Source organism: Ureibacillus sp. 179-F W5.1 NHS, assembly GCF_045369345.1.
Lineage (GTDB): Bacteria > Bacillota > Bacilli > Bacillales_A > Planococcaceae > Ureibacillus > Ureibacillus halotolerans.
The window spans coordinates 1-24,688 of sequence record NZ_JBIQFG010000045.1 but is presented as its reverse complement, the minus strand read 5'-3'; the positions used below and the strand labels follow the sequence as shown (position 1 = coordinate 24,688).

General features: G+C 35.2%; 34 protein-coding genes. All 34 read right to left on the bottom strand.

Features of this window, described 5'->3' with window-relative positions:
• Positions 1-113: 113 nt before the first annotated feature.
• Positions 114-689 (bottom strand): cupin domain-containing protein, encoded by a 576-nt coding sequence (locus ACH0B5_RS15455; protein ID WP_341361538.1) that lies wholly within the window; start codon positions 687-689, stop codon positions 114-116.
• 134 nt (positions 690-823) lie between these two features.
• Positions 824-1,645, bottom strand: a complete 822-nt coding sequence (locus ACH0B5_RS15450; protein WP_341361537.1) for an N-acetylmuramoyl-L-alanine amidase family protein — start codon at positions 1,643-1,645, stop codon at positions 824-826.
• Entirely contained in the window at positions 1,645-1,920 is a 276-nt protein-coding gene (locus tag ACH0B5_RS15445; RefSeq protein WP_341361536.1) for a phage holin, read from the bottom strand. Before ACH0B5_RS15445 ends, ACH0B5_RS15450 begins: the two co-directional genes overlap by 1 nt.
• Positions 1,910-2,152 carry a hypothetical protein gene (locus tag ACH0B5_RS15440; protein WP_341361535.1) on the bottom strand — a complete coding sequence of 81 codons (243 nt, stop codon included), beginning with the start codon at positions 2,150-2,152 and terminating at the stop codon, positions 1,910-1,912. The genes ACH0B5_RS15445 and ACH0B5_RS15440 overlap by 11 nt, the downstream gene beginning before the upstream one ends.
• Positions 2,153-2,206: 54 nt before the next feature.
• Positions 2,207-2,350: an XkdX family protein gene (locus tag ACH0B5_RS15435; protein ID WP_341361534.1), complete on the bottom strand. Its 144-nt coding sequence runs from the start codon at positions 2,348-2,350 to the stop codon at positions 2,207-2,209.
• Positions 2,343-2,624 (bottom strand): hypothetical protein, encoded by a 282-nt coding sequence (locus ACH0B5_RS15430; protein WP_406928082.1) that lies wholly within the window; start codon positions 2,622-2,624, stop codon positions 2,343-2,345. Before ACH0B5_RS15430 ends, ACH0B5_RS15435 begins: the two co-directional genes overlap by 8 nt.
• A gap of 11 nt (positions 2,625-2,635) precedes the next feature.
• Positions 2,636-6,559 (bottom strand): phage tail spike protein, encoded by a 3,924-nt coding sequence (locus tag ACH0B5_RS15425; RefSeq protein WP_406928081.1) that lies wholly within the window; start codon positions 6,557-6,559, stop codon positions 2,636-2,638.
• Positions 6,556-7,998, bottom strand: coding sequence for a distal tail protein Dit (locus ACH0B5_RS15420; protein WP_406928080.1), 1,443 nt, complete (start codon positions 7,996-7,998; stop codon positions 6,556-6,558). Before ACH0B5_RS15420 ends, ACH0B5_RS15425 begins: the two co-directional genes overlap by 4 nt.
• A gap of 9 nt (positions 7,999-8,007) precedes the next feature.
• A complete protein-coding gene (locus tag ACH0B5_RS15415; RefSeq protein ID WP_406928079.1) occupies positions 8,008-10,422 on the bottom strand; it encodes a phage tail tape measure protein in 2,415 nt (804 codons plus the stop codon).
• A 184-nt stretch (positions 10,423-10,606) separates the two neighbouring features.
• On the bottom strand, positions 10,607-11,092 hold the full coding sequence (locus ACH0B5_RS15410) for a protein kinase family protein (protein ID WP_406928078.1): 486 nt from the start codon (positions 11,090-11,092) through the stop codon (positions 10,607-10,609).
• Positions 11,093-11,152: 60 nt separating this feature from the next.
• The gene (locus ACH0B5_RS15405; protein ID WP_122973557.1) at positions 11,153-11,737 is read right to left on the bottom strand and encodes a phage tail protein; all 585 of its coding nucleotides are present in this window, start codon (positions 11,735-11,737) and stop codon (positions 11,153-11,155) included.
• The gene (locus ACH0B5_RS15400; protein ID WP_406928077.1) at positions 11,737-12,156 is read right to left on the bottom strand and encodes a hypothetical protein; all 420 of its coding nucleotides are present in this window, start codon (positions 12,154-12,156) and stop codon (positions 11,737-11,739) included. The genes ACH0B5_RS15405 and ACH0B5_RS15400 overlap by 1 nt, the downstream gene beginning before the upstream one ends.
• On the bottom strand, positions 12,140-12,550 hold the full coding sequence (locus ACH0B5_RS15395) for a hypothetical protein (RefSeq protein ID WP_406928076.1): 411 nt from the start codon (positions 12,548-12,550) through the stop codon (positions 12,140-12,142). The genes ACH0B5_RS15400 and ACH0B5_RS15395 overlap by 17 nt, the downstream gene beginning before the upstream one ends.
• Positions 12,543-12,929: a phage head closure protein gene (locus ACH0B5_RS15390; RefSeq protein ID WP_406928075.1), complete on the bottom strand. Its 387-nt coding sequence runs from the start codon at positions 12,927-12,929 to the stop codon at positions 12,543-12,545. The genes ACH0B5_RS15395 and ACH0B5_RS15390 overlap by 8 nt, the downstream gene beginning before the upstream one ends.
• On the bottom strand, positions 12,892-13,215 hold the full coding sequence (locus ACH0B5_RS15385; RefSeq protein ID WP_406928074.1) for a hypothetical protein: 324 nt from the start codon (positions 13,213-13,215) through the stop codon (positions 12,892-12,894). Before ACH0B5_RS15385 ends, ACH0B5_RS15390 begins: the two co-directional genes overlap by 38 nt.
• A 2-nt stretch (positions 13,216-13,217) precedes the next feature.
• Positions 13,218-13,538, bottom strand: coding sequence for a hypothetical protein (locus tag ACH0B5_RS15380; protein ID WP_406928073.1), 321 nt, complete (start codon positions 13,536-13,538; stop codon positions 13,218-13,220).
• A gap of 49 nt (positions 13,539-13,587) precedes the next feature.
• Positions 13,588-14,736 (bottom strand): phage major capsid protein, encoded by a 1,149-nt coding sequence (locus tag ACH0B5_RS15375; protein WP_406928072.1) that lies wholly within the window; start codon positions 14,734-14,736, stop codon positions 13,588-13,590.
• Between the two features lie 36 nt (positions 14,737-14,772).
• Complete coding sequence (locus tag ACH0B5_RS15370) at positions 14,773-15,522, bottom strand: head maturation protease, ClpP-related (RefSeq protein WP_406928071.1); 750 nt, start codon at positions 15,520-15,522, stop codon at positions 14,773-14,775.
• Entirely contained in the window at positions 15,519-16,670 is a 1,152-nt protein-coding gene (locus ACH0B5_RS15365) for a phage portal protein (RefSeq protein ID WP_406928070.1), read from the bottom strand. The genes ACH0B5_RS15370 and ACH0B5_RS15365 overlap by 4 nt, the downstream gene beginning before the upstream one ends.
• Positions 16,671-16,689: 19 nt before the next feature.
• Complete coding sequence (locus ACH0B5_RS15360) at positions 16,690-18,363, bottom strand: terminase TerL endonuclease subunit (protein ID WP_406928083.1); 1,674 nt, start codon at positions 18,361-18,363, stop codon at positions 16,690-16,692.
• Positions 18,347-18,874, bottom strand: a complete 528-nt coding sequence (locus ACH0B5_RS15355; RefSeq protein WP_341361526.1) for a P27 family phage terminase small subunit — start codon at positions 18,872-18,874, stop codon at positions 18,347-18,349. The genes ACH0B5_RS15360 and ACH0B5_RS15355 overlap by 17 nt, the downstream gene beginning before the upstream one ends.
• A gap of 162 nt (positions 18,875-19,036) precedes the next feature.
• Entirely contained in the window at positions 19,037-19,366 is a 330-nt protein-coding gene (locus tag ACH0B5_RS15350) for an HNH endonuclease (protein ID WP_406928069.1), read from the bottom strand.
• A 301-nt stretch (positions 19,367-19,667) separates the two neighbouring features.
• Positions 19,668-19,907: a hypothetical protein gene (locus ACH0B5_RS15345; protein WP_406928068.1), complete on the bottom strand. Its 240-nt coding sequence runs from the start codon at positions 19,905-19,907 to the stop codon at positions 19,668-19,670.
• 104 nt (positions 19,908-20,011) lie between these two features.
• Positions 20,012-20,323, bottom strand: a complete 312-nt coding sequence (locus tag ACH0B5_RS15340) for a hypothetical protein (protein ID WP_406928067.1) — start codon at positions 20,321-20,323, stop codon at positions 20,012-20,014.
• Positions 20,324-20,344: 21 nt separating this feature from the next.
• Positions 20,345-20,902 (bottom strand): tyrosine-type recombinase/integrase, encoded by a 558-nt coding sequence (locus ACH0B5_RS15335; RefSeq protein WP_406928066.1) that lies wholly within the window; start codon positions 20,900-20,902, stop codon positions 20,345-20,347.
• Positions 20,899-21,444, bottom strand: a complete 546-nt coding sequence (locus ACH0B5_RS15330) for a sigma factor-like helix-turn-helix DNA-binding protein (RefSeq protein WP_406928065.1) — start codon at positions 21,442-21,444, stop codon at positions 20,899-20,901. Before ACH0B5_RS15330 ends, ACH0B5_RS15335 begins: the two co-directional genes overlap by 4 nt.
• Before the next feature lie 24 nt (positions 21,445-21,468).
• A complete protein-coding gene (locus tag ACH0B5_RS15325; protein ID WP_406928064.1) occupies positions 21,469-21,654 on the bottom strand; it encodes a hypothetical protein in 186 nt (61 codons plus the stop codon).
• Between the two features lie 94 nt (positions 21,655-21,748).
• Positions 21,749-21,910, bottom strand: coding sequence for a DUF3954 domain-containing protein (locus tag ACH0B5_RS15320; protein WP_122971320.1), 162 nt, complete (start codon positions 21,908-21,910; stop codon positions 21,749-21,751).
• 145 nt (positions 21,911-22,055) lie between these two features.
• Positions 22,056-22,277: a hypothetical protein gene (locus tag ACH0B5_RS15315; RefSeq protein ID WP_406928063.1), complete on the bottom strand. Its 222-nt coding sequence runs from the start codon at positions 22,275-22,277 to the stop codon at positions 22,056-22,058.
• Between the two features lie 482 nt (positions 22,278-22,759).
• Positions 22,760-22,978: a hypothetical protein gene (locus ACH0B5_RS15310; RefSeq protein ID WP_406928062.1), complete on the bottom strand. Its 219-nt coding sequence runs from the start codon at positions 22,976-22,978 to the stop codon at positions 22,760-22,762.
• Between the two features lie 19 nt (positions 22,979-22,997).
• Positions 22,998-23,540 (bottom strand): dUTP diphosphatase, encoded by a 543-nt coding sequence (locus ACH0B5_RS15305; RefSeq protein WP_406928061.1) that lies wholly within the window; start codon positions 23,538-23,540, stop codon positions 22,998-23,000.
• Positions 23,541-23,542: 2 nt separating this feature from the next.
• Positions 23,543-23,944, bottom strand: a complete 402-nt coding sequence (locus ACH0B5_RS15300; protein WP_406928060.1) for a hypothetical protein — start codon at positions 23,942-23,944, stop codon at positions 23,543-23,545.
• Positions 23,945-23,957: 13 nt separating this feature from the next.
• Positions 23,958-24,467: a single-stranded DNA-binding protein gene (gene ssb / locus ACH0B5_RS15295; protein WP_406928059.1), complete on the bottom strand. Its 510-nt coding sequence runs from the start codon at positions 24,465-24,467 to the stop codon at positions 23,958-23,960.
• Positions 24,460-24,594 carry a hypothetical protein gene (locus ACH0B5_RS15290; protein WP_406928058.1) on the bottom strand — a complete coding sequence of 45 codons (135 nt, stop codon included), beginning with the start codon at positions 24,592-24,594 and terminating at the stop codon, positions 24,460-24,462. The genes ssb and ACH0B5_RS15290 overlap by 8 nt, the downstream gene beginning before the upstream one ends.
• Positions 24,595-24,688: the final 94 nt, after the last annotated feature.

Genomic DNA, 24,688 nt, shown 5'->3' with positions numbered 1-24,688 from the left:
TAAGCCCGGTAGAATACCGAACAAAGGTCTTGGAAGCCGCCTAACAAAATATGTCTAACTTTTTTGGGTCAGTTCAACATTGGAAAGGCGGTTTTAATTTTGATTTACCATTTTTAATGTTCAGATTCAATTGCTTCTGCTTTTGTGGTATGCACAGTTCCAAATGGATGATTAGGCGGAGCATAAATTGTATAAAGTTTTAGTGGCGTATTACCTATGTTTGTTATGTTATGCCAAGTTTTTGCAGGTACCATTATAGCTGAATCTTCGTATACATTTCTTTTAAATGGTAAGTTATCTTTACTTTTGCCCATTTGGACAATTCCTTGCCCCTGTTCAATACGTAAAAATTGGTCAACATCGGGATGTATTTCTAGTCCAATATCTTCTCCTGGATTCAAGCTCATTAATGCAACCTGTAAATGGTCCCCCGTCCATAAAACAGTACGATAATTATTATTTTGCTCTGATGCTTCATTAATATTAATAACAAAAGGATTTTTACCATAGTCTTTTAAAGCTATTCTATTACTAGTTCTATTACTAAAGAGGTGATAATAATTTAAACGATTTCTTCCCATTATGTCATTGTTATAGGGATAGTAATGTATTTCTCCACCAAAATTATTTATCCTAGAATTACAGTAGTACATGTTATGGTATGGATAACCATACGGATAATAATACATCTATTCAGCCCTTTCCTAAATACTTCGTAATATCATATGCTTATATCTGAGAAATGTGTCCTTAATAGACTATTAGGTGATAGAAAACAAAAAAGACCAGGCTCACAATTAAATGAATACCTGGTCTTTGTTTTTTATTTTTCTAACTGAATATCGTAATTAAATCCTTTTTTCAATAACCATTGTTCTAACTCATATTTCCCTTTAGAATCTTGTGGGTACCAATAGGATTCAAGCATGTACTTCCCGTTTGTACACATGACTTTGTAGTCTAATTTCTTGCTATCTAAATACTTTTTCAAAGCTACTAATCCTGAATTTGTTGCGGATGGGAACCAATAAACACGGACATTGTGACGTTTACGTTTTACGGTCGCTTTTGCAACTTGTACTTTTTTCTTTAATTTCGCTTGTTTGGCCAACCCTGTAGCACTAGCTACCCCTATTGCTTTTAAAAATGCTTCATCTTTTAATAATGCATTCTCTTCTTTATTATCTATAAATAAATTTTCGATTAATACTGCAGGCATTTCCGTTTCTCTTAACACTGATAAATTAGCCCGTTTTTTGCCTCGATCTTTTACACCAGGATAAAATTGCTTGATAGCTTTTAATACTTCATCATGCACTGCGTTTTGAAGTGCTTTCGTTTCTTTTTGAACAGGTCCATCATAAATAAAGGTTTCAAACCCTTCTCCACCACCTGAATTTACATGATATGAAGCGAAGTAATCAGCTCTCCAGTTGTCAGCTAAATCATCACGTTTGCTTAAATCTACTGTGGTATCTGTTGTACGTGTTAGACGTACCTCTGCATTTTCATATTGCTCAAGTTCTGCTTTTGCATATTTTGCTACTTTTAAATTCACGTCATCTTCTTGGAGTCCAAATTTTACGGCACCGGGGTCAATTCCACCATGCCCTGGATCGAGTTGAAATTTCACTACTGGTCCCATTATTTTTCACCTTCCTCTAAATCGTCTCTAGGTTTGTTGTAACCAAGAGCTTGTTCACTATCTCCTAATCCACTTGTAGTAGGGTCTTGTACAATACCGATTAGCACTAAAATTGATAAAACAGTATTAAAAATAGCGGTAGCCTGTTCGCTAACCGCTGCTGATAATCCGTATCCAAATAAGTCTGCTACTTGTTGAACCAGTAATAATACCAATGCAAATGCCGAAACTAAAAATGTTTTACTTTGTAATCTTACCTTCCAATTAATTTTCATATTTATGTTCCTCCTTTGTTCTTACACCTGTTACTGTTTCAAGGACAACAATACGAATCTCGTGATCGTTGATTTTCTTTTTAGATTCTTTTGTTGTGGAATTTAATTCTTTGATATTTTCATTGAGTAAAAGGATGTTTTTATTTAAGTTGTACGTAATCCGCCAAATAAACAAGAGACCTCCACAGAGAGCTCCTACAATTGGCAACCAATCATTAATTGTTTGAATCATTTAGGCACCGTCCTTGTTGCATAATAAAAACCCTCCACAATTGTGAAAGGCTTGTTAAATACTACCTGTATAAGGTTCTTTTACAATTTGTTCATATTCTTCCGCAGTAATAACATTGGCTTTTACCGCATCACCAACTTGTTCTTTCGTCCATAGCTTTGCTATGTAGAAGTATTTTATCTTAGTAAAATTAAGCATTCTTAACACTTCCCGTCATAATGGCATACCACATATCTGCTATTTCCTGTTCCGGTTTTGGCTTGTTTTTTAACAATTCTTCGGCTTCAATTTGTTGTTGTCGATATACTTCATCTAAAATTATTTCTCCATCGACAAATACATAATTTGAAGGATGATCTAATACATCATGATCATCCTCAACTTCAACTTCTATACTATTTTGCGATACTGGACTTGACCCCCAACCCAGTACTCGATTGTTTTCAGGACTCACATCCAAAAAAACCCTCATATACTCACCACCTAATACATTAATACTTGTCTTAATACTGCTTGTTGTGCATTTATACCACTTTGGTTATTTGCTACTCCAGTAATTGTGGTATGTGTAATACTTAATGCTTTAATCGTAAATGCATTACTATCTGCCTCATCAACCGGAACTGTACATAATGTATGATTACCTAATCTACTCTTTGGAATATAGGTATAAACGTAATTCCAGTTGTTTGCTGCACCTGATGAATAAGCGCTCCACACTAATATCCAACCGTTCGGACATTTTTGTAATGGTACATCGGGTGTGATGACCGTTGAAGCATTCATAAAGGCCACCCCATTCCACAACACCCTTTGTTTATTGAGAACATCGTATTGACCATTCGCTACTTTCCACACGTTGGCTTCTTCATCGTATAGACCTGGTTTATCGTTTTCGATTAATTGAACTCCATCTATCTGTGCCCAGTTTGCATTTGCTCCACTAAGTACAATTTCAATTCCTTCTGTATTATCAGCAAACACTGGAGTTGTAAATGTAAGACCATATCGTTCCACCGAATAATCACTTGCAACAGCAGTGAACGTTTTACTAGCAATTAACGATAATCTTGTACCTGCTGCATCTACATGATAAATATCAACTTTAGGAATAGCCCCGGCAGATACATTCCATTGTCTTTTTGCATAGAAAGATAGCGCATATACTGAAGAAGGTGATAGGGTGTGTATTTGTTGTGCCATGGCATCCGTAGAGCGTACACAAACCCCTTTAGAGCCGAAAATCGGCATAGAACCTTTCCCACTCGGTCCAAAACTAACGGCTAATTTCGGCGTTCCTCTGGTAATGTACCAAGGTGTATTCGGGTAAAATCCAAAATACATATCATCCCAACTATATTTCAAATCATCGCTATTAGGAAGTGCATCATGTTGTTCTACTAATTCAAAGGAATGATCTTGAACATGGTTAGTTTTAGAAGCGATGGAATAACCTAAATTACTATTATTATCTTGAAGAATAAAGTCACCATCTTTTACACTAACCTCTCCGAATGTTCCCGTTGCAGCCCTCAATTCACCCATGAAAACCCCATCTATGGTGTATAATCTACCATTTGTATCAGCGTAATAAACGTCTGTCCATGGTGAAGAAGTAGTTGCCCTTCTTTGAATCTTAAAACCACCAGTTGCGTTTGCAATAGTTCTAACCAAACTATTAGAGAGCGCAATTTCCAAACCTTCTTCTTTTGTTACTTTAAAGCCGTTATATAAGATACCTAACCCAACTGAAGCATCTTTGGCGTTTTGCTCGGCTTGTGCGATCTTTTCTTCTACGTCCTTTTGAGCCAATCCCCACGGTGACGCCACGTTACCATCTTCCAGTTGTGGGCGATTAAGATAAAAATATGGAATTGTTGTTTCAAGTCCATATAAAGCATCAGAACGTCCCCCGATTAGTAACCTTACACCAGTGCCATCTCTATTTGCTTTAAAATAGTGGGTTACATAATGATAGTCGTAACCGTTCAATTTAACTATTGGACAATCTTCAAACTTAACCGTCGGCAACAATTGATTGCTACCATCATCGTTATATAACAAGTAACAATAATTCATGCTTACTAATCCTCTAGCACGAATATAGTAACTCACTGTGTAATCTTTACCTCCAACAACGGAAAACCCTTGTTCTGATATGCTCGAATTGTGTACACCTATCGCTGAATTTGCTGGGACTTCACTATCTCTTGTTTGATTTAATAAATCGTTGGGAAATCCTGGAACCGATGCGACCGATAAAGTACCACTTCTGTTCCATGCTGTCCATCCATGAGTTGTATTGAAATCTGAATAGCGTAAATAGTTTTTTCCGCCTGGAATCACATTATCGTATAAAGGAGACCAACTATAGTCTGACGGATTGTTGCTTTCTGTTGGTGTTGTTTTATTGTAGGCAAGTCCTAAATAACGTTTGCCGTCGGGCGAATCCGACATACCGGTACCTTTATCATCGTCGGCGTATTTTATCCACGTATATGTCGTTGTTCCATCTTCCCCTGGTGGTCCTGGAATACCTGGCTCACCTTTTACTAGTGTCCAAGTGTAATCAGCGTAATTGGTTGATTCCGTAGGTGTAGTTTTATTGTAAGCAATACCCATGTACTTTTTACCATTAGGTAAGTTTGACATGCCACTTGTCGGCGTATCAGCGTATTTTATCCAGGTATAGAGCGTTTGACCGTCCTCTCCTGGTGGCCCCTGAATACCCTGTGGACCCGGGTCTCCTTTTTCACCTTTTATCAATGTCCACTTGTACTTGGTTGGGTCTGTACTATCTGCACTTATAAAGTCTGTATACTGCCCGATATAGAGTTTGTTTGTACTATCTGTTGTACTAAAACCTACTGTTCCCGTTGCATTGTTTGCATAGGCTACATGGAAATATGGTGTGCGCCCATCTTCCCCAGGGGGTCCAGGAATACCTTGTGACCCATCGGCACCTTTAACTAAAGTCCACTTATATTTAGTTGGATCAGTAGATGCTACCGGGTTAGAATCGACATACATTCCGATATACGCTTTACTTAACGTATTCGTGAAAGTAAATCCGACTGTTCCCGTTTCGTTGTCAGCATAAGCAATATGAGTATAAGAAGAGGTGCCATCCTCTCCTTTTTCTCCTTTAATTAAAGTCCAAGTATAATCTTCGGGGTTTTCAGGCGCTGCATCTGTTTTAGTAATTGCAACCCCCATATAGCTCGCATTTGTAGAGTCCTCTGTCATGCCACTCCCGTCTGGATATTGAGAATAACGTACCCAAATGTAAGTTAACTTCTTATTAATTTCAGATTGTAACGATTTCCAAATTGCTTTAACATCTTCTTCTGTATATTCAATAAAATCTCCTAAAGTAACTTTCTTCTGAGATTTATCACTCAAGGAACGTTCCATAGTATGAACTCGAGCTTCAAGATATAGAGGTGGTTTAAATTTTGTATCCTTAATTTTTATAGTGTCACCAAAACGAATCTTTTTATTTTCAAGACCTGGTATATGTTCTAAATCAGCAACTTCACCACTATACTCTACAATTGTATTAATTCGTTTATCTAACTCTGTACGAGTGTATTGAGTTAATTCGTCTAATGTCATGTCACTGTTTGAAGTAGTTGGTTCATAAGGTTCAATGAGATGCATAAGTTTACCAGTATCAGGGTCAGGTCTTCCCCATCGTTGAAGTGCTTCATCATCTGTGACAAGTGCAGTTAACCTTGTACCATCTTCTTTTTCCGGTCCAATCCCTAACAGAGCAGTAACGATATTTGAATTATCTTCTTTGCGTTCAATACCAATTAAATCTTTTCCAAACTCTACTTCTCGCCCTCTCCATTCACCTTCACGTTTTAACAAATCCACATATCTGGCTACCACTTTATTGTTATTAACAACAATACGAAATCTTTTTTCTAAGCTAAACTCATTCGCTATTGTATTTATAAAGGCATAAGGATTGGTATAGTCCTCCACAACAAATGTTCTAGTACCCATACCCTCTAAAATACCTGCCTGGAATTCAGTGCCTGCTAAAGTATGTGCCATTATAGTAGAAATTGTTTGGTCTTTAAAAGTTTGCGGTTCTATTACCTTTGCCTTTTTTAATTGAAGGTAGGAAGCTGTTGTATAAACTTGTGTATATAGAGCATTATTTGAACGATATTCACGTGAGTTTTCTATAATTAACTCTATGAAATTGTTATCTTCATCTGGAATAACAACTCGATTTCGATCTGTTAAAAATTCAGAGTATTTCCTATCCGCAAATGTTGTAAAATCATAGGTTTCTTGATTATCTTTTAAAGATTTTGAGTGTATATCATTCCAAAAATCCCCCAAAGGGATAAAAGAGAGTATCTTGCCTGTTTCTCCATCTGTTATGTGTATCATTTATATCTCTCCTTAAATCTAACCTTTGTTCTTAATGACATATCAGGTAATACATATAATTCATTTGTGCCCTTCTTCAATTTAAAGAAATTAGCGCCAAAGTCTTTTAAATCCATGCGACTTTCCCCATTAATTAAAATGTCACAAGTAGTATGATCAAATGTAATAACATCCCCTGTATAGGCAATAAACGGTATTTGTTCAATTTTTTGTTCAGTAAGAGCGTACGCTTTTATATAATCAATACGATTCGTATGCGGTGAAGCTGTAGTTCCATATTTGTCTATGAAAATACCGACATATTTTAATTTCCCTCTAAATTTATCCTCTGTCACTGTCCAGCTAGCTGTTAAAGGGTCCATATGTTTTCCGTCACCTAAGACACGAGCTACATAAAATGTATATTTGTCTCCGATACGTTGTAAACGCATATAAGCCGGAAAGTTATCCCATTCTTTTTGGTAATTACGGGAACTAATTAGGTAATTTTTGAAATCGCCAATAAACGGTCCAATACGACCCTCAGCCAATTTCCTCTCAACATAAATCGAATTATCAACTGCAGTCATTATTGCAATTTCTCTCATTTCATCATCAAATAAATAAAAACCAAACCTTCCCGTTTGGTTTACATTATCCGTATATAATTGACCACGTAATTCAATTTCGAAATCACCGGTTAAAGGCACCTCTTTGTAGACAGATGGGCCATGAAACCCTGTACCTGTTCCATATGATGGAGCAGTTATACCCGCACCATCATAGCCAATTGTACCTTGTGAGCCACCTTCCATATCACTTGTAGCCGTTGTCCATTCACCAATGGTCGTCCCCGTTTCTTCTAACAATAGAGTTTTGGTGTCCACAATTTGCGTATTCACATCTGCAGGGGCACCGATTAACATATATTCATTATCTTGATTTTGAACCATAGCAAATGTTACTGGTTGTAAAACTTCTAATTCAAATATTGGATCAGCTTCTGCTGTACCTTCACTTCTAAACGAAACGCTATCGGATGGAAAGTTAATTATTCTTTCGTCGCTATATTTATAAGGATCTGGACAAATAAAAGAAATGGTACCTTCTCCTATTTCAAGAAATTCCGAAATATCAAAACTACCATCCACAAGAGCATAATAAACACGATCAGGCTCATCATCAAATATCAGTTCTTGCGGTTCTTCTGTAATCAACCATTCAGCCAATTCCTCCTCAAGTTTACGTAAATCCTCACGCGTTTTACCATCGTAGAAAATTTTTTGTTTAATAGGTCTCACATTCGTGGTGGTATTTTGCAAATAAGCACCGGGTTTACCTGGAATAGTTAGTAAATTTCTTGAAATGGGAGCCCATGCTGAACGTTCGGTGCTATCGTCCTCTAGATAAATCCAGTCTTTTTTAATTCCGCCGAAACTAAAAGAATATAAACCTTGCAATTGTTTCACCTACTTTCTAAATGAAATTGACCTATTTTGTCTAAACGATTGAACATCCGTAATATCATCTGCTATCCATTCTGCGATTACACGCTTATCGGCTGTTAATAATTGAATAACTTGTGGACCCCTATTCATTGTTGCAGAAATACCTGCTCCGATAGCACCTAAAACTCTATCCGTTAGTGGTAATGCAGCCTCTGGTCCAGCTTCTCCAAATCCTTGTAAAACGCCATTGTTAATACCTGCAATAGTAGGTTTTGTAAAAACAGCACCTAAGGCATTCCATTTAATATCAAATCCAGTTGGATAAGTTATTTTCTTACCCATAATAGTTTTTGATGAAGTCTCTAAAGTAAATTTAGGTAAACTAGGTAAATCAATATCAGGAATTTTCAATTTTAATCCATCGAAAAATCCCTTAATGTCGTCAACAATACCCGATACCGTGTCTTTTGCTTTCTCTATCGGATCAGTAATAAACTTCTTGACTTCATTAAATTTATCTCGTGCTTTATTCACTATATCTGTTGCCTTATTTACAAATCCATCTTTCAATTCAACAATTTTATTCAGCGCTTTTTCCTTTGCTTCCGTAATAAAAGTTGTAATAGCATTTTTTGTAGAAATGAATTTATCTCGTGTGTTTGTGTAAAATTCTGTAAACTTTAATGCCCCAGCAGTTATCAGTTCTTTAATTTTATTTATAACTGCAGTCTTTATTTGTTCCCATTTTTCTAGAAGCCAATCTTTTAGTTGACCCGCCTTTTCTATGATGGTATCCCAATTTTGGTAAAGATAAACACCGGCTGCCACCAATAAAGCAATTACACCGATTACTATGAGTACTGGAGCACCTACTGCACCTATACTTACACCTAAGGCAGCAGCAACACCACCTAAAGTAACAAATATAGGGGCTAATGCCATACATACCGCTACGAGTGTAGTTATCACACCTGCAACAATCGTTATAGTAGTTACTAGTTCTGGATTTTCATTCGCCCATTCTACAATTTTTGTTATAATTTCAGTTACTTTTGTTACTAACGGGGTAAGTGTTTCGGATAATTTATTCAGTTCATCCGTAAAAGCTATCTGAGATGAAGATGCTTCAACTATTGCCTGGTTATTTTCCGAGTATTTTTCATAACTTGCAGTTAATCCCTGGTCAGCTAATAGTTGAGAAATGTAATTCGCGCGTTCTTCTGCAGATGAAAAGGACTCCATTTTTTTATTAAAGTCGTCTACATTAACTCCTTCTTTTTCAAGTAAGTCTGTTAATTGACCAGTTACTTCCCCTAATTGTGTTGTAGTAGTAATACTCTCTGCTAAACCTTCTGCTGTAAACGTATCACCATAGTCTACAATTGCTCCTGAAATCGCCTTTGATATTCCAGTTATTTGATCTTTTGTTTTGTAACCGGCTTGTATTAAGTTCCCCATCGCTTCAGTTACTTGATCGGTTTCTTGACCTACAGAGTCAAAGGCAACACGGGCTCCAGAAATATCGTCTAAGGCTAATCCAACCTTGCCTATTTGGACTTCTAACATAGATAGATCCTTATTGGTATCGGCCATCCCTGTTGTAAGTCCTGCAACACCTGCAGTAATAGTTGCACTTCCTGCAGCTAACCCAGAACCTATTTCTTTTGCAGCATCTTTAGAAGCATCCTTTAATTCTCTTAAACCTCGCTTTAATTTATCAAGTTTTGACGCAGTTTTATCTGCCTCTCCCCTTTGTTCGGCGAGCTTCTGATTTGTTTGTGCAATTTCATTGGCAAGTTTTTGTTCATCAACTCTAACACTTGCTAACTTTTGAGCAAGATCTTGAGCAACTTTTGAATTTTCTCCAAATGATTCGCTAGCTTGGCGATAGGCTAATTCCGTTTGTTCAATCGAACGTTTCATTAAATCTTGCTTTTGGGTTAGAAACTGTATGCTAGATTCTAATCGTTCCGTTTCGGAAGCAGTTAGCTTCATTTGTTCTTGTTGTAATTGAAAGGCTGCATCCAACTTAGAAACTTCAGCTTTTAAATCAAGAGTACTAAGTTTTTGTTTTTCTAAACTTTGATTTGTTTGGGTGATTTGATTAACAAGTTTTTGCTCTTCTATTTGGGCATTCGTTAGATTTTTGGCCATTTGTTGAGCAGCATCGGAATTTTCTCCAAATAGTTGTTTCGCTTGTTCGTATGCAGTTTCAGCTTGCTCCACTGAACGCCTTGCAATATCTTGCTTTTGAGTTAAAAATTGCAACTTTGCCTCTAGTTTTTCACTCTCAGAAGAAGTTAGTTTCATTTGTTCTTGCTGTAATTTAAAATCACGGTTTAACTTAGATGTTTCAGCTTGTAGCTCTTTAGAACTTTTTTTGAAATCATCGTTAAACATTTTGACAGTTATTTTTGCTTCTGGGCTTTTTGCCATTATTCTCACCGCCTTTATATCGTTTTAGGGTGATTCATCCATCCTTTAACTGCGATTGTATTTTCAATAATTCGATTTAAACTTGGGAATGGTGCTTTCCAAAATACTTCCTCTTTAATTTCAAGCGCAACTGTGCACCAAACAAAAAAATCCTCCAAACACTCAAATGTGAGTTTTGGAGAAACTACTTTTTTCCCTTTTGTTTTTCAGTTGCTTGTTCTAGTGCCTTTTTGAAATTGTTATTTGTGTCTTTTGAAAAGTTGTACATTAATAAATTCAAGTAAGTATCTAGTACTTCTTCAAAATCAGCATTGTATTTATTTTTAAATGTTTCTAGATCGTAAAAATCATTTCTTGGTCCAACATATCCTAAGTAAATAACATTTTTCATGTGATCTTTATCTAATTTATCTTTGACTAAAACTACTTCAGCTGCAGAAAGTTCACCTTTGGTTGCTGCTTCTATTCCCATTGCTGAAATCATTTCTAACAACTCACTTTCAAGCGCTTTTTCAAGGATTCCATACTCTCGACCTACTTTTAATGAGTGGTTGTTAAAAAATAGAGGAAATCGTTCTTTATTTGTTTTCTCCTCGAAAAATTCACCGTTTTCTTCCTTAACTTCAACATCGAATAATTCCACAACAGGTAATTTTCGTTTTCCAATCATATAGACATCTCCCTTTTCCTTCTAATTAAAAAAAGCCCACTAAAAGTGAGCTTTTAATTTTTAAACTGTTTCTACTAATTCGACTAGTTCACGACTAAAGTTTGTATGCCACTGTTCTACTAATGTTGGGTCCGTTGTATCTGCTACGATAGCTTCATAGTAAAATTGATCTGCTGAATCTGGAAGTGAATCAAATGTTAGTTCCAACATGGCCACTTCTTCTACCGCCGCTTCTAAAGGGGTGATTTTAAAACCTCCGCTATTTGAACAATTTGGAAATGCCATTAATTTCTTGTTTCCTTCAAAATCATCAACAGCAGTTACCGTAAATATAAAATCCTTGCCAAGAGTATTTATACCCGCTGAATAGACTCCCGCTTTTAATTTTTCATTAGTCATTCCAAAATAATCACGTGCTACTTGAACAGGAATATGTCCAGATACAGTAACCGCGATTTTAGTTGTTTTTGATTTTTGCTTAATAATTCTTGCTCCTTGCATTTTTTGAACTGATTGAACTTCTCCCTCTCCTTCCATAGTTCCAACCAATCCAAAATCTGTTCCTTCTCCATATGTTCCGCCGGATTGTTTGAAACGAATGCCGGCATGTGAAATGTCCGTTGTATCAAAAACTGTAACAGGCATTAAAGTACCTCCTCCAACTTATCTATTAATTTATTTTGAGTAATGTCTGTTAATTTAGGTAACCCCTTATTAACACCACGTTCAAAGAATTTTTGAGCAACATGATTACTCGGGCCTCGTCCTTCGTTTGGGAAAACTAAATAACCGAATGATCCAGGTTTATTTGCTGCTCCCCCTTTTGCTTTTATAGTAATTTCTAAATTTCCAAACTCAGCCTTATACCATTTTGTTCGATTAGCATGTACACCTTTTTCCTTATCTGATGTCTTTATTAATTGTGTGATTTCAGGAGCGAGTATTTCTTCACCATCTTTCTTTAAAATGGTGTTAATTTCTCTTTCCATACTGCGCCCGAGATTTTTCATTTTCTCAGCTATTTCTTTAAACTCTCGATAATCAAATTCATATTTGATACTCAAGTTTAACCACCCTATTCAACTCGATATTTGCTATGTCTACAAAGCGATTTGTATCAGCATGTCTTGCTCTAGCTTTAGTACAATCACTAAATGTAATGCTTTTGACATTTACTGCAACACCAAGTATATCGATAATTGTTTCGTCAAAGTCGTCTCTGTTTTCTGAGTAATAAATGATTGTGATGGATTGAGTTAATGAATTACTGGTGTTTTCACCTTTTGTAAAGTCACCCATCGAATACACTAATAAATGATAAGGGTTGTCATCATATTTTTGAGTCTCATCATCAGGTACTTCATCTTCGTAAATCGGTAAATTAGGGAACGCATTTTCCAAAGCTTCTACCAGTTCTTTTTTTACTTTCATCATATACGCTTTGGTTTTATCATTCATTTACTACACCAACTCTCTGTAAATACCAATATAAGTAGGGATTATTTGAATCTCTATCAATTTTCACTGTATTGTATTCAACATTATCGATACGGACTGTATAATCATTTGATAATTTACCTCTTAAAACAGGTGGGTACATTGTTTTAAGCTTTAAATCTAACGTTCTACTCATCGCATCTACAAAAGAGTAATCTTGTTCACGTGCCGACAATTCAGAAAAAGCTAATGTTCCTTCTTGTATAAATTCCTTTCCGATTTGCTTTTTCGTATTAGATAGCTTTGTTTTGTTCTGACCATATATTAGTATTCCATCGTTAAAAGTTTCGCGTAATACCTTATTAACCAGTTGAATCACCTGTTCCGATGGCAGCCACATGTTGTTCAACAGCTACACTTAAAATTAAACTTCGTAAACGCTTAGCATAATTAATCTCAAATTCATCAAGAGCATTATTCCATGCGTATCTGCAGCGTTCTAACATTAATTCACGTTCCGTAGAACCTTCATCAAAGGAAAACTCAGTCTCGCAAAGTTCATTAAAATAGGTTGTGCTGCTTTTAATATAACGAGAAAGAGTATTATTGGTGTTTTCATCGTTCCAAGTTATTTGTAAATTATCTTTTAGCTCTTGTAGTAATTGTTCATCAAGAGTTACCGTCATGATTATTCACCGCTTTTCAACGCTTTTTCGGCTGCTAGAGCTTCTTCTTTACCTTGAATTTTCTCTCCATTGGAAAGTAGGTACCAACCACCGCCAGTTGATTGAGGAAACTCCTCTTCATTGTCGACATCTGATTTTAAATCCTTCTTAGATTGATTTTCTTCTACAAACAAATAAACCTTCTTGGTTTCTGGGTGTGGCTTAGATAAAAACTCGATACGTTCAGATGAAGCTTCAAATCCCTTTGCTGGGTATTCATCTCCTACACGATAAACATGATCTGTTTCTTTATCATTAAATGGTGTTACAACCTTTATTGACATTTATTTTCCTCCTTAAATTGAAAATAGAGAGGCATAAGCCCCTCAGAAATTAAACTGTTTCAGGTGTCGCAGATGTTTCTGTACCAATACCGGAAATATCAAATACTAGGAAGCTATCATTTGAAACAGGGAACCCATTAGCTTCCATTTTTGTAGCATAAACACGTTCGTCATCGATAAATTTCACTTCATCGCTATATTCAATTTTTTGAGAAGAACCTACACCAAGGAAGTAATCAGCTGCAACTCCCGCTGCCATTTTACCAACCGGCATTGCAACAGATTCTATAATTGTTGCCGGAATTGGTAATACCCCATAAACATAATTTCCATCTGCTGTTAAAACTGTTGTAGCAGGGAATAGTTTTTCCCAATAATCTGCAGGGTTAACAACTAAAATGACATTACTCACTTTTCTTTTACCGTTTTTAGTAAGAGGGTACATCACATTTTTACCAAGTGACTTTGGTTTTAAATCTGATAATGCTGTTGCTGTTTTATCAGGATATACACCATCTACTACCGCTCCATTTAAATCTTTAATCATTCCAATTGGTTCATCTTTACCAGTACCCGAAACAATAGCAGTTTCTAAAGCGATATTACAAGCTTCTACTAATACCGCGCGAACATATTTATCTAACCATTCTGGCCCTAAGTTCAGCATTGATTTAGCTACTGGCAAATAAGCTGATAATTTATATATATTTGTATTAACAACATTAAAACCGTTATCAAGTTTTTTCTTGATTGCGTCTGTTAATTTACCCCAGAAAGCTGGGTTTACATCACCATTTTTAGTAATCCATTTAGTTACACCTGTTGTATTTACAAACGTAATTGCTTGTAATAAAGGATGAGATTGCTCTAATTCATCAAATACTCGGTTAATTACCGTCGCAGGTACAAGCTCTTCAACTCCGCCAAAACCTTCATTGTTAATAACAGCATTGTAATACTTTTGTTCTGCAGAAGTTAATGGACGAATACCGCGCTCAGCTAAGATACGAGAATCGCTCATTTCGTTTGTAACTAATGACTGTGCTTCTTGTAATATTTGGTTTTGAATGCCACCTGCAAGAGCCACAAGAGCATTTGCAAATTTTTCTGTGTCCCCCTCTTGTAATGCTGCAACGATATTAGACTTCATTTCATTTTGTGCTTGAATATTTTGATCTGGGTTTAAAATTCCTGGCATATTAATTGCCCTCCTATTTTTTTAAAATAAAAAACGCTACTCGTTTGAGTTGCGCTTGAATTTATTAAGAATATTTTGTTTTTCATTTTGTTTTTCATTTTGCTCTGGTTTTTTATTTCGGAATTTTGCAAGAATGCTATTTTTTACTTCTAACGGATCTAGTTCTTCTTCTTCCTCTTCTTCTGACTGAGTTGTATTTCCAACACTATCTGCAAAACCTACTTCTACGGCTTCTTCATCTGTAAACCAAGTTTCAGCAACGATGAGTTTTTCTATATCTTCTTTTTCACCTTTGAATCTAGTCATATAAATATTGGCAATGGATTTATCAATACCTTCTAATGCATTCAATGTTTTTTGAATATCGGTTTTGGTACCCCAAACCCATGTTGATGCCTCATGAATCATGATCATAGAACCCGTATTCATAATCACTTCATCACCAGACATGGCTATTAAAGAAGCTGCCGATGCTGCAACACCATCTATATGGATAATAACTTTTGCATCGTGGTTTTTTAAAAGGTTATAAATAGCAATACCGTCAAATACATCTCCACCAAGGGAGTTAATGTGTACATGAATTTCGTTGGCATCAATGCTTTTTAAAGCGTTCTCTATATCGTTCGCTGATGTTGAATTATCATCCCACCAACCTTCACCTATATCACCATAAATAATTAGTTTCGCAACATTTTCAGAAGCTGATGCTTCAAACTGATTTGTAATATGTTGTTGTCCGTACGGATTGCTGTACGGATTGTTTTTAAAACGCCGTTTCGTCAATTTTCCTCACCCCCTCCTGGTGCAGATGCATCCGCATAGTTCTTAGTGACATATCGTTTATCAGCCCATGGTTCATTAATTCTTTCACCGCCGATACGCTCAATAATATCATTAATTGATATTGCTCCAATTGCGAATAATTTATCGAGTCCCGCAGCTTGTTCTGATAGATCAGTAACTTTAATATTCGTAGCATCAATTTTTATATAATTGCCGGTTAGATACTCTTCTTGTTTGTACCATTTTTTATTAACTTCTGCTGAAATCAAATCGATTAATGGTAGTAGCCCAAACATTAAAAAGTAATTGACTAGCTCCTTTACGTTCACAACGTCACCTTTCACTAGTCCCCGTGGCACATGTAACGCTGATGAAACAAAATCAAATATATCATCTACTAAATTACGAACATCTCGACTATCATTTTTATTTGCCCCACTTTTTCCATTACCGCTTAAATCTTCTAGTGTGTAACCATCCTGTAATTGAAAAATAGCTCCGGCATTATTAGCTTCCAACCAAGGTTTAAATTGAGCTGTAAGCATCTCATTAATCTGTTCCTGCCGTTTGTCATTTTGTGGTCTTAAAAAATCACCTTTTAAGACTAATCTTTTAGCATTTGATCTCTTATAAATATCTCTAGCCGACGAAATGAGAGAACCGTAATCAGAATACAGTGTATTAATAACATTCATCACATTTTCGTTATTTAGTTTGAAATAGAATACTTGGCTTTCTTTATAAGAATTATTTAAATTCAAATCTCCTATTGAAACACCAGAGTAGGTATTTTCTTTAAATGCATATTCCTCTTTGTCAAAGCTATCAGCAATATACCACATTCCTTTTTGAGGAATTACTAATACTTCATTATCGTAATAGAGTTTGTAGATTATCTTTTTCCAAAATTCAACTGCATTTTCATTTTGGTTAGGCGCTACATTCATTAGATAATAGTTAATTTTTTTCACCGATTTGTTATTTTCCATTGTTTTAAACTCACATCTTGCAAATGCATCAGCAATTAAATTTACACATGCATCTATTGCTAGTCGTTTATATGAATCTGCTACTGTAAGTTGTACAACAATGTTCATTAAATCTTTATTTGACGAAAATGGATTCCAATTTTTTAGCCATCCAAACATTGACAAGGTACCCCCCTTTCTAAATAACAATTGGTTTGAATTCTGCTAAAGATTCATAATCAATGTCTCCATAGTCCTCTAATTCAGAGTCAAAATTCAGTGCATGTAAAAAAGCGAAAAAACCATCCGTTTTTCGCTTTTCAGGATCTATTTTTTTGTATTCTTTGTTTTGATTATCCAGATAATCCACATAAACGTTTCCGACATACCATCTCATTAATGGATCATCGCCAAAAACTAATGTTTGATTAATAAACATATCATCAACTAATGGTGATATTTTAGAGTGCGTAAATTTTCCTGTACGACAGACTTCTACTTCAAATCCTGCCTCTTTAAGTGCTGGACCTAGTATCGTGGCTCTATAAGTATCTAAAGAGATTTTCTTTATATAAAATGTTTCTGCTTGTTTAACAAACCAAGATACTATTTTTTCTGGTGGAATGGACTTACCATAAACTATTTCTGCAAGTCCTTTATCCAGAGCAATCTGTACAATATCCTTATTAATGTCTTGTAATTCTAATGCTTTTTGGTGAATAAACGTATGGTGTAACCAATAACGTTTCCCATTGTATTTGGCTAACAATCCAACTGAGCAAAAATCTCGAACATCTGCAAAATCTACTCCACCGATAGTATCAAGACCTTCTAATTTGTCAAAAGGAACCGGTTGATCTGTAGCTAAACGATCCTCATATGAGGCAACTTCAAAACGAGTATCTTCAACTGGGCAATTCATTCTCTTTGTCATAAACTCAATGCGAATAGCAGCGTTTCGTTGCATTTGACTATATTCCTTTTTCATTTTGCGTTGTAAATTAACGTTGTATGGTAATGAAGGATTTGCCTTCTCCCAATTTTTAAAATCATCAACCTCGCTAGGATCATCTAATTTACAAATAAACGGAAATAAAGAAGATTCCTCAATTCCAATTTCACCATGTAAGATTGCACGTGCTTCATCTTTTAAATCATCTAACGGGCCTCCTCGAACTTTCCCATCAGTAGACATATGAAATTCCCGATAATCTTTTATTTTACCCCCACCGGAAGTGAAAACTTTGATAGTTTCGTAATCTTTATATTCATGCTCTTCATCAAACGCAACACACCCTGAACGCTTACCATCCTTAGTTCGAGCATTTGATGTATTAAAAGTCAACGTGCTTTTTGTCGCGTTATTTTGAATCTTTTCTTTTGAACGATAGAAAGCATTTTTCAATTTTTTTAAGTTTGCTTTCTCTTCCAATACGTTATATACATCTTCAAATGACGTTTTTGCTTGCGTCTCTGATGTTGCCACAATATCAATATGATAATTTGGTATTCCATGCTGCTTTGTCATCATAAAAAAAGAATCCCATGAAAAGAATCCATTTTTACCAGCACCACGCCCCATATAAAGAAGGTACCTATCGAATACTAATGAATCATCTGATTTCCAACGTAGACCGAATATAAAAACATTCACAAACTTCTGCCAGTCAAATAGTTTATATGGAAAATACTTTGCTGGTATCTCAACGCTATCATTAACCATTTGGTGGTTAATATACACATCGTCACGAGCCAGTATTTTAAGGATGTAATCTTTTAGAAGAAACTGTTCTTCGCAGGCAGCCACTTTCCCAGATTCAATTAAATCAAAATACGTATCTATGAATTCATGTGAATTACACGTCGTCACCATCATCATCACCACCTGGCTTTTCTACTTTTGAAGCATCTAAGCCTAGCTCACTAAGAAGTTTTAACATTTGTGCATTGGTTTTGTTCAACTCCGTCACGCTATCATTCTTCTTTTTATTAACACTACGACCATTTACCACTAAAACCGTTACTCCACGTTCTTCAATATCTGCGATCAATCTATTTTTTACATCCCATAAAGACATATAATCATTTATTAAATCGCTATAGTGAGCTTGTACTATCCCGTTTTCTTCCAATTGCTTCCGTAAACTAGCTTCAATATTTTTACGGGTGCGTTTGTATTTTTCATTTTTCACCGTTTTTGTGTGCAATTCATTACTATTTTGTTCTTCATCTTCATCATTTTCAGTAATTTTTTTGGCCCAATCATAACGTCGATGCCAACTTTTCACTGTATTAATAGATACATCGTACTTTTCCGCAATTTCCTTGTATTTCAAACCTTTTTTATAATCGATTAATGCTTGTTCATGATTCTTTTTTTCCATCTCTCCACCACCTTGCACCCCTAACTACTAGTTGCAACTTGTATGCAAATCGAACTCACGTGAGGAAATGAAAAAATAACTTTTCCCATCGCCCCCCTCCGTTGAATTGTCCCCCGAAAAAAAGCCGAATTTTTTTAAGGGGGGTAAAAAATTGTTTTTGGTTTACCATTTCTCTTCGTTAACAAATCTTTTTCCTTGTTGGCCCATGATTGTCCCATAACGATCATGCATCTTGTTATGACAAGAGTTACATAAGCTTTCTAGATTACTAAGAGTTAAGGCTAGTATCGGAACCACTTTAACTTCTTTTAAGTGATGAACACACTGTGCTCTGCGATACCTACCTTTGCGTTTACATTCTTGGCATTCATAATTGTCACGCTCAAGAGCTTGAAGTCTAAGCTTCATCCACTCACGAGACTTATAAAACTTCATGAGATTACCCTCATGAATGTATCTCATAAGCTCGTTAAAACGTTTCTGACTAATCATCTTTAACGCTTCCTTTCATAGCTCAAAACGTTTTTTCCTTTCACTTATAAGTGGCATTCGTCAACCTTTGCACCCTATAACACAACATATCTATTATTCTGTTGCGTTTTATTTTTGCCGTTGCATTCTTGGTATTACTGTATTTTAAAAAATATTTATTTAAAAACGCACAATTTTAAAACTATGTTGTGTTATATAGTTGTGGGTGCAAGTATTTTTTTATAAAAGTAAATTGAACATCTTACTAAAATTGGGCATAAAAAAGCCGCGACTCTTAATGAGCGCGACTTAATACTTCTTCTTAATTTAAACCCAACTTTGTAGCAATTCCTGGGATATATATACTTACTATAACTAAAGCAAAAGCTCCAATTGTTACACATGTAAACATAATATTCTCTAACCATCTTGGCATTCGGATTAACTTATAAATCATTAATTGTGCTACAACAACCAAGACCATTATTATTCCTATAATCAGTATATGGTTACCAATAACTTCTGCACCTTCTGGCATAAAAGATAAATCAACTTGAGGCAAATGATCAACCACCTTTTTATTATAATAATTTCTATAATTATATAATTTTAGTGATTGATTTCCAAGTTCTAATGATGTTAAGGCAACTCTCTAATACTCAACGATTAAACCCTCACCTTTTTGCCTATTAACTTTTCGATAACTAATTTTGGTTGGTCCACAATCAATTCATCTATGTCTTCAAAATAGCTGAATTGAACATCAGGAGTTATAATGTCGAATCCTAGTTTCTTTGATTCACCTATTAAGAACCGAGCTCGTGCTGTATCTGTTGTTAAAATACGAATATTGGTATTACTAGATTGTTTAATTATTTGAATATATTCTGATTCAAATGGTGGAACCCAATCTATTGTTGTATTTAGTTTTTTTATTCCCATATTTACTAGTAATCGTTCTTTAAATTTTTTAAACATTGTTCGAGCCTCCTAATATTTTCATTTATACAACCCTGCGATTTTTTCATCTAACGTGTCTTGGCCAACACCTATATAAAACAGTGTTGTTGTTTCCTTCGAGTGATTAAATATCTTCATCAGCGATGCTACTTCTTTATATTTTGAATAAAAAGTATAGCCGAAAGTCTTTCGCATTGAGTGAGTGCCAATTGGTTCTGGATAACCAATTTCTTCTGCAGCTTCTTGTAAAATACGGTAAGCTCTAGTGCGATCTATAGGCTTTTGTTTCCCTGTATCTGTTTTCTTCTGACTTGCGAATAGGTAATCAGTGTTTCGTAAATTTCTTATATACTCATCTAATACCTTTCGTAATGGACGTGGAATAATAATTCGCTTCTGGTTCCCGGTCTTTTTTTCGAAAATCATTATATGTGTTCCTAACACATCCCTTTTCTTTAACGGCAAAATATCTGATATACGTAAACCCGTATGGATTCCAACCATAAACATTACATAATCTCGCATATTATTTTTCTTAAAATAATTTAAAAATTCTTCTAACCAGTCTGTCTCTCGGATTGGTTCAACATATCTCATGACATTACCCACCCTTCGCCTTCAATTTTCTTTTTACAAGCATCAATCGTTTTCCATACACCTTGTTTTGTGATACCCAACATCTGCCCTATTTCCTCACAAGTAAAGCCCTGTGAGTAGAGTTCTAATATCTCTCTTTGTCTCTTTGTTAGAGAGGCTACAATTTCTTTTGCAATTTGAGATTTATAAGTATCGTCCTCTATTTCATCTGATGATGGAATATCGTGACTATATTGATCGTAGCTTTTGAAATGTATTACATTTCTTTCACTTTTCATTTCTCTTTGATATACTGCTCTTCTTTCAATTCCTCTCATCAGTCCTGGTTGCCGACCTGTTGCTAACCATTCGATAGTAAAGTTAATAGTTCTTAAAGCAGCATTTAATATTCTTTCATCATGCTGCAGCATAAGTAGATGTTCTTTCCCAGTGGAATTTAAATGTTTTTGCTTTTTATAAAATCGAATTTGCTTTTGTATTTCCCTCAGCTTATCCTCTGTGAAAATTAAACTAGCTTGATATTCTTTTAATAAATCAATCACTTATACTGCACCTGCCTAACTTAATTATTTTTTTCGAAATGAACCTTTTACACGTTTATAAATGTCTCTATTAATTCCCATTAGCGCCTCAATTTCTCTTTTGCTTAACTTCTCTTTAAAATTTTGCGATTTACTTTTTTTCTTTCTCTTCTTCATTGGTTTAATAGCAAGTCCATTTTTAATTAGCTGCTCCTGTAATGTGAGTGTCATATATACTCTCCCCTATTCACAAAATAAAAAGGACATCAAATCATGAGAGTGCCCATACTCTCAAAATTCGATGTCCTCGGTTGTTCCGATAGACTTATAATTTTTCGCTACATTCGTGTACTGCTCTAGTTGGTTTATTTGATTCCCAACTAATTATAGTTTTACCGAAACCTGTTGTTGGTGCTTGCACCTTTTTCATTTGCCCATCTTTCACTAAGTAAATTCCATCTTGCAAATCTTGTAGTTGTTTGCCCATTCAACCACTCTCCTGCTATAATAATAATGTCGAGTTATAGCAAGAGAGTGAGAGTCGTAGTTGCTGCTACGGCTTTTTTATTTGTCGTAAATTATTGTGGTTGTGGTAAAAATAAGTGTTAATGCAACTGAATCCTTTCTATTTTTTATACTGTTTGTAACTTTGAACTAATAAAGAAATAACATTTTTCCTTTGTTTTAAATCCTTCATGAAGTTCCTCACTTTCAACTTCGTAAAACTTGTCCGTTTTTCTAATGTTAAATGATTCAATTTTAACTTCTTCATTTTCTTTCAAACCATTAATTTTTTTATATACCGGATCACTTTCTAATCCTAGTACCTCGTACAGATTCATTTGTGAAAGCAACTAATACACCTCCTTGGTGTTTTCGAAGCTTCTCTTGTAATCGCAGTTCCCTGTGCTTAATGTATCGCTCTATTTCTTTTTCATACAACGCTTTTTCTTGGTCACTTATATCACTTGTTTCCAAATCTTTAAGTAAAGCCTCAACATAGCTATTCATGATTCCACCACTTTCTTAGTTCGTATGAAGTATTATCACCTCACTCTTCTACCTCAATTCTTTCTCTTACAGTCGAATTGAATATCTCTCCAATTTTTAAGAGCTTGCTATATATTGGACAACCATCACAAGGTTCATTCGATCTATCAGTTCGAGTAATACAAATTTCCTGACAATGAAGTTGCCACAGCAGTTTTTGTTTCTCACAAGCTATTAATCTTAATGGTTTATTTATGACACCCATATTACCCTCCAATACATTACACATAAGATATTTATAAGATAACTATGTGTAATATTGACATTTCAATTTTTATTTCTCCCTTTATTTACCCCTTTTCCCGAAATCTTTTACAAATCGTTGTCCACCGTATTCGATAACTGTTGGTTTACCGTCCTTCGTCTTAACGATTTTCATTTCGTAATCCAGCGTATCTATACTAAAATGCATGGATTGTAAGATTTCTTTTAACTTTTCTACCTGGATCGTTTTTTGTTCTTTCAACGCTTTACGCAATAAATGTTTAGCATGATGAAATTTCATTAAAAAACCTCCATTTTAATTAATACCCATGATTCTGCCGTTGATGATTGATCTGGTTTTTCTCAAAGTAAGCTTGTTCAATCATTTCTTGGGTAAAACCTAACATAACGCCTAAACCTAAATAATGATTCATAACCTCATACCATTCACAATCACTTTCAGTATCATATAACAAGTCAATATAGCCATAAACATTGTTAAATTGATTAATAATATTCTTTTCGTTAAATTCTTCATAATGATATGGCGTGTATTTTAGGTCGTCGGGATTTTCGATTAAATCAATGCCAATACTCATAACGAAATGTAAGCCATCGACGTATTCCTCAAGTAAAGAATTTTTGTAAGGCTCTCCCCAACCTACAAAAGGTACTTTCGTTCTCGGTTCCCGGTCTTTTGACCAAAACTTAAACCCTCGCCATTCATTTGCACATTCACCTAACTCAACTTGTAAGGCAAGAATCTTTTTCTCCAATCGATTTTCATTTTCTTGTACTGGGTGCTCATTCATGATGTGTTCATCTAGTACTTGCTGTGCTTCGAATAATTTTTGTAGATTCATAATCAAACCCCTTTCTTCAATTCTTCGATAATTTCTATATCTGATTTTTCAAAAACTAAGGAACCCGACGGACTATAATTTCCAGATTCCCAATCTGCTAGAAACTCTTCGCGATCGTCGATGTATGAACCAAACATGTCATCTTGCTCTGCTTGATAAATGAAATCGCGAATCTTATCATCGATTGATTTATCACTTTCATCCCATGCAAAAACGCCGTAATTTTCTTCACCAACGAATCTCCGTTCATACACTATTACTTCAACACCATCTAAGTTCTGGTAAGCCTCAAGAAGTGCTTGTAATTTTTCGTCTGATGGCAGAAAATCCGTGTATTCTGCTTTAAGTTGTTCAATTGTTTTACCAGTGGTCGTGAATTTTGCTTTAAATAGTTTTTCAATCATTGTTTATCCTCCTTTAAAATGGTAAGTCATCCCCACTTACTTCAATTGGCCCCCTGCTACTAGCAAATGGATCTTCATCTACTCTTGTGTAATTTTGTTGATATGTTTGACCACCGTATTGCCCCATATTTTGCATTTGTGGCTGTGATTGATAATTTGCACTAGGTTGATAGTTTGAAACCGAATATGAGCCATCTGAATTGTTTGAGCGTGGTTCTAAAAACTGAATGCTATCTGCTACTACATCAGTTGTATATACCCTTTTGCCGTCTTGTCCCTCAAAACTACCAGTTTGAATACGCCCTTCAACTCCAATTAAACTACCTTTCTTCATGTAATTTGCTAGATTCTCAGCTTGTTTTCTCCATGCTAGACAACTAATGAAATCCGCTTCAGGTTGTCCTTCTTGTTTAAATGTGCGATTAACTGCAAGAGTGAATCTTGTCATTGGAACTCCAGAAGGTGTATAACGGAGTTCAGGATCCTTTGTAAGTCGCCCAACTAGTACAACTCTATTAATCATTTATTATTCCCTCCAAATCGATTTCTCGATTCATTTCTTCTTCCATACATCCTTTACACCATAAATCCCCAAAATTATCGTATTCATAATTGCCTTTTTTCTCTAAATCAATTTCTTTTTCACACATGCAACACTCCAAATTTAAACCTCCCTCTATAAATGTTGTTGTACCAACGGTTTGAACCATTGATCACGTGTTAAAAAAATATTTTTCGACAAAG

Excerpts from the sequence above, each read along its gene's own strand:
- ACH0B5_RS15455 (WP_341361538.1), bottom strand. The coding sequence starts at position 689 with ATGTATTATTATCCGTATGGTTATCCATACCATAACATGTACTACTGT.
- ACH0B5_RS15450 (WP_341361537.1), bottom strand. The coding sequence starts at position 1,645 with ATGGGACCAGTAGTGAAATTTCAACTCGATCCAGGGCATGGTGGAATT.
- ACH0B5_RS15445 (WP_341361536.1), bottom strand. The coding sequence starts at position 1,920 with ATGAAAATTAATTGGAAGGTAAGATTACAAAGTAAAACATTTTTAGTT.
- ACH0B5_RS15440 (WP_341361535.1), bottom strand. The coding sequence starts at position 2,152 with ATGATTCAAACAATTAATGATTGGTTGCCAATTGTAGGAGCTCTCTGT.
- ACH0B5_RS15435 (WP_341361534.1), bottom strand. The coding sequence starts at position 2,350 with ATGCTTAATTTTACTAAGATAAAATACTTCTACATAGCAAAGCTATGG.
- ACH0B5_RS15430 (WP_406928082.1), bottom strand. The coding sequence starts at position 2,624 with ATGAGGGTTTTTTTGGATGTGAGTCCTGAAAACAATCGAGTACTGGGT.
- ACH0B5_RS15425 (WP_406928081.1), bottom strand. The coding sequence starts at position 6,559 with ATGATACACATAACAGATGGAGAAACAGGCAAGATACTCTCTTTTATC.
- ACH0B5_RS15415 (WP_406928079.1), bottom strand. The coding sequence starts at position 10,422 with ATGGCAAAAAGCCCAGAAGCAAAAATAACTGTCAAAATGTTTAACGAT.
- ACH0B5_RS15410 (WP_406928078.1), bottom strand. The coding sequence starts at position 11,092 with ATGATTGGAAAACGAAAATTACCTGTTGTGGAATTATTCGATGTTGAA.
- ACH0B5_RS15405 (WP_122973557.1), bottom strand. The coding sequence starts at position 11,737 with ATGCCTGTTACAGTTTTTGATACAACGGACATTTCACATGCCGGCATT.
- ACH0B5_RS15395 (WP_406928076.1), bottom strand. The coding sequence starts at position 12,550 with ATGAATGATAAAACCAAAGCGTATATGATGAAAGTAAAAAAAGAACTG.
- ACH0B5_RS15390 (WP_406928075.1), bottom strand. The coding sequence starts at position 12,929 with ATGTGGCTGCCATCGGAACAGGTGATTCAACTGGTTAATAAGGTATTA.
- ACH0B5_RS15385 (WP_406928074.1), bottom strand. The coding sequence starts at position 13,215 with ATGACGGTAACTCTTGATGAACAATTACTACAAGAGCTAAAAGATAAT.
- ACH0B5_RS15380 (WP_406928073.1), bottom strand. The coding sequence starts at position 13,538 with ATGTCAATAAAGGTTGTAACACCATTTAATGATAAAGAAACAGATCAT.
- ACH0B5_RS15375 (WP_406928072.1), bottom strand. The coding sequence starts at position 14,736 with ATGCCAGGAATTTTAAACCCAGATCAAAATATTCAAGCACAAAATGAA.
- ACH0B5_RS15365 (WP_406928070.1), bottom strand. The coding sequence starts at position 16,670 with ATGTTTGGATGGCTAAAAAATTGGAATCCATTTTCGTCAAATAAAGAT.
- ACH0B5_RS15360 (WP_406928083.1), bottom strand. The coding sequence starts at position 18,363 with ATGGTGACGACGTGTAATTCACATGAATTCATAGATACGTATTTTGAT.
- ACH0B5_RS15355 (WP_341361526.1), bottom strand. The coding sequence starts at position 18,874 with ATGGAAAAAAAGAATCATGAACAAGCATTAATCGATTATAAAAAAGGT.
- ACH0B5_RS15350 (WP_406928069.1), bottom strand. The coding sequence starts at position 19,366 with ATGATTAGTCAGAAACGTTTTAACGAGCTTATGAGATACATTCATGAG.
- ACH0B5_RS15340 (WP_406928067.1), bottom strand. The coding sequence starts at position 20,323 with ATGTTTAAAAAATTTAAAGAACGATTACTAGTAAATATGGGAATAAAA.
- ACH0B5_RS15335 (WP_406928066.1), bottom strand. The coding sequence starts at position 20,902 with ATGAGATATGTTGAACCAATCCGAGAGACAGACTGGTTAGAAGAATTT.
- ACH0B5_RS15325 (WP_406928064.1), bottom strand. The coding sequence starts at position 21,654 with ATGACACTCACATTACAGGAGCAGCTAATTAAAAATGGACTTGCTATT.
- ACH0B5_RS15320 (WP_122971320.1), bottom strand. The coding sequence starts at position 21,910 with ATGGGCAAACAACTACAAGATTTGCAAGATGGAATTTACTTAGTGAAA.
- ACH0B5_RS15310 (WP_406928062.1), bottom strand. The coding sequence starts at position 22,978 with ATGAAATTTCATCATGCTAAACATTTATTGCGTAAAGCGTTGAAAGAA.
- ACH0B5_RS15305 (WP_406928061.1), bottom strand. The coding sequence starts at position 23,540 with ATGAATCTACAAAAATTATTCGAAGCACAGCAAGTACTAGATGAACAC.
- ACH0B5_RS15300 (WP_406928060.1), bottom strand. The coding sequence starts at position 23,944 with ATGATTGAAAAACTATTTAAAGCAAAATTCACGACCACTGGTAAAACA.
- ssb (WP_406928059.1), bottom strand. The coding sequence starts at position 24,467 with ATGATTAATAGAGTTGTACTAGTTGGGCGACTTACAAAGGATCCTGAA.
- ACH0B5_RS15290 (WP_406928058.1), bottom strand. The coding sequence starts at position 24,594 with ATGTGTGAAAAAGAAATTGATTTAGAGAAAAAAGGCAATTATGAATAC.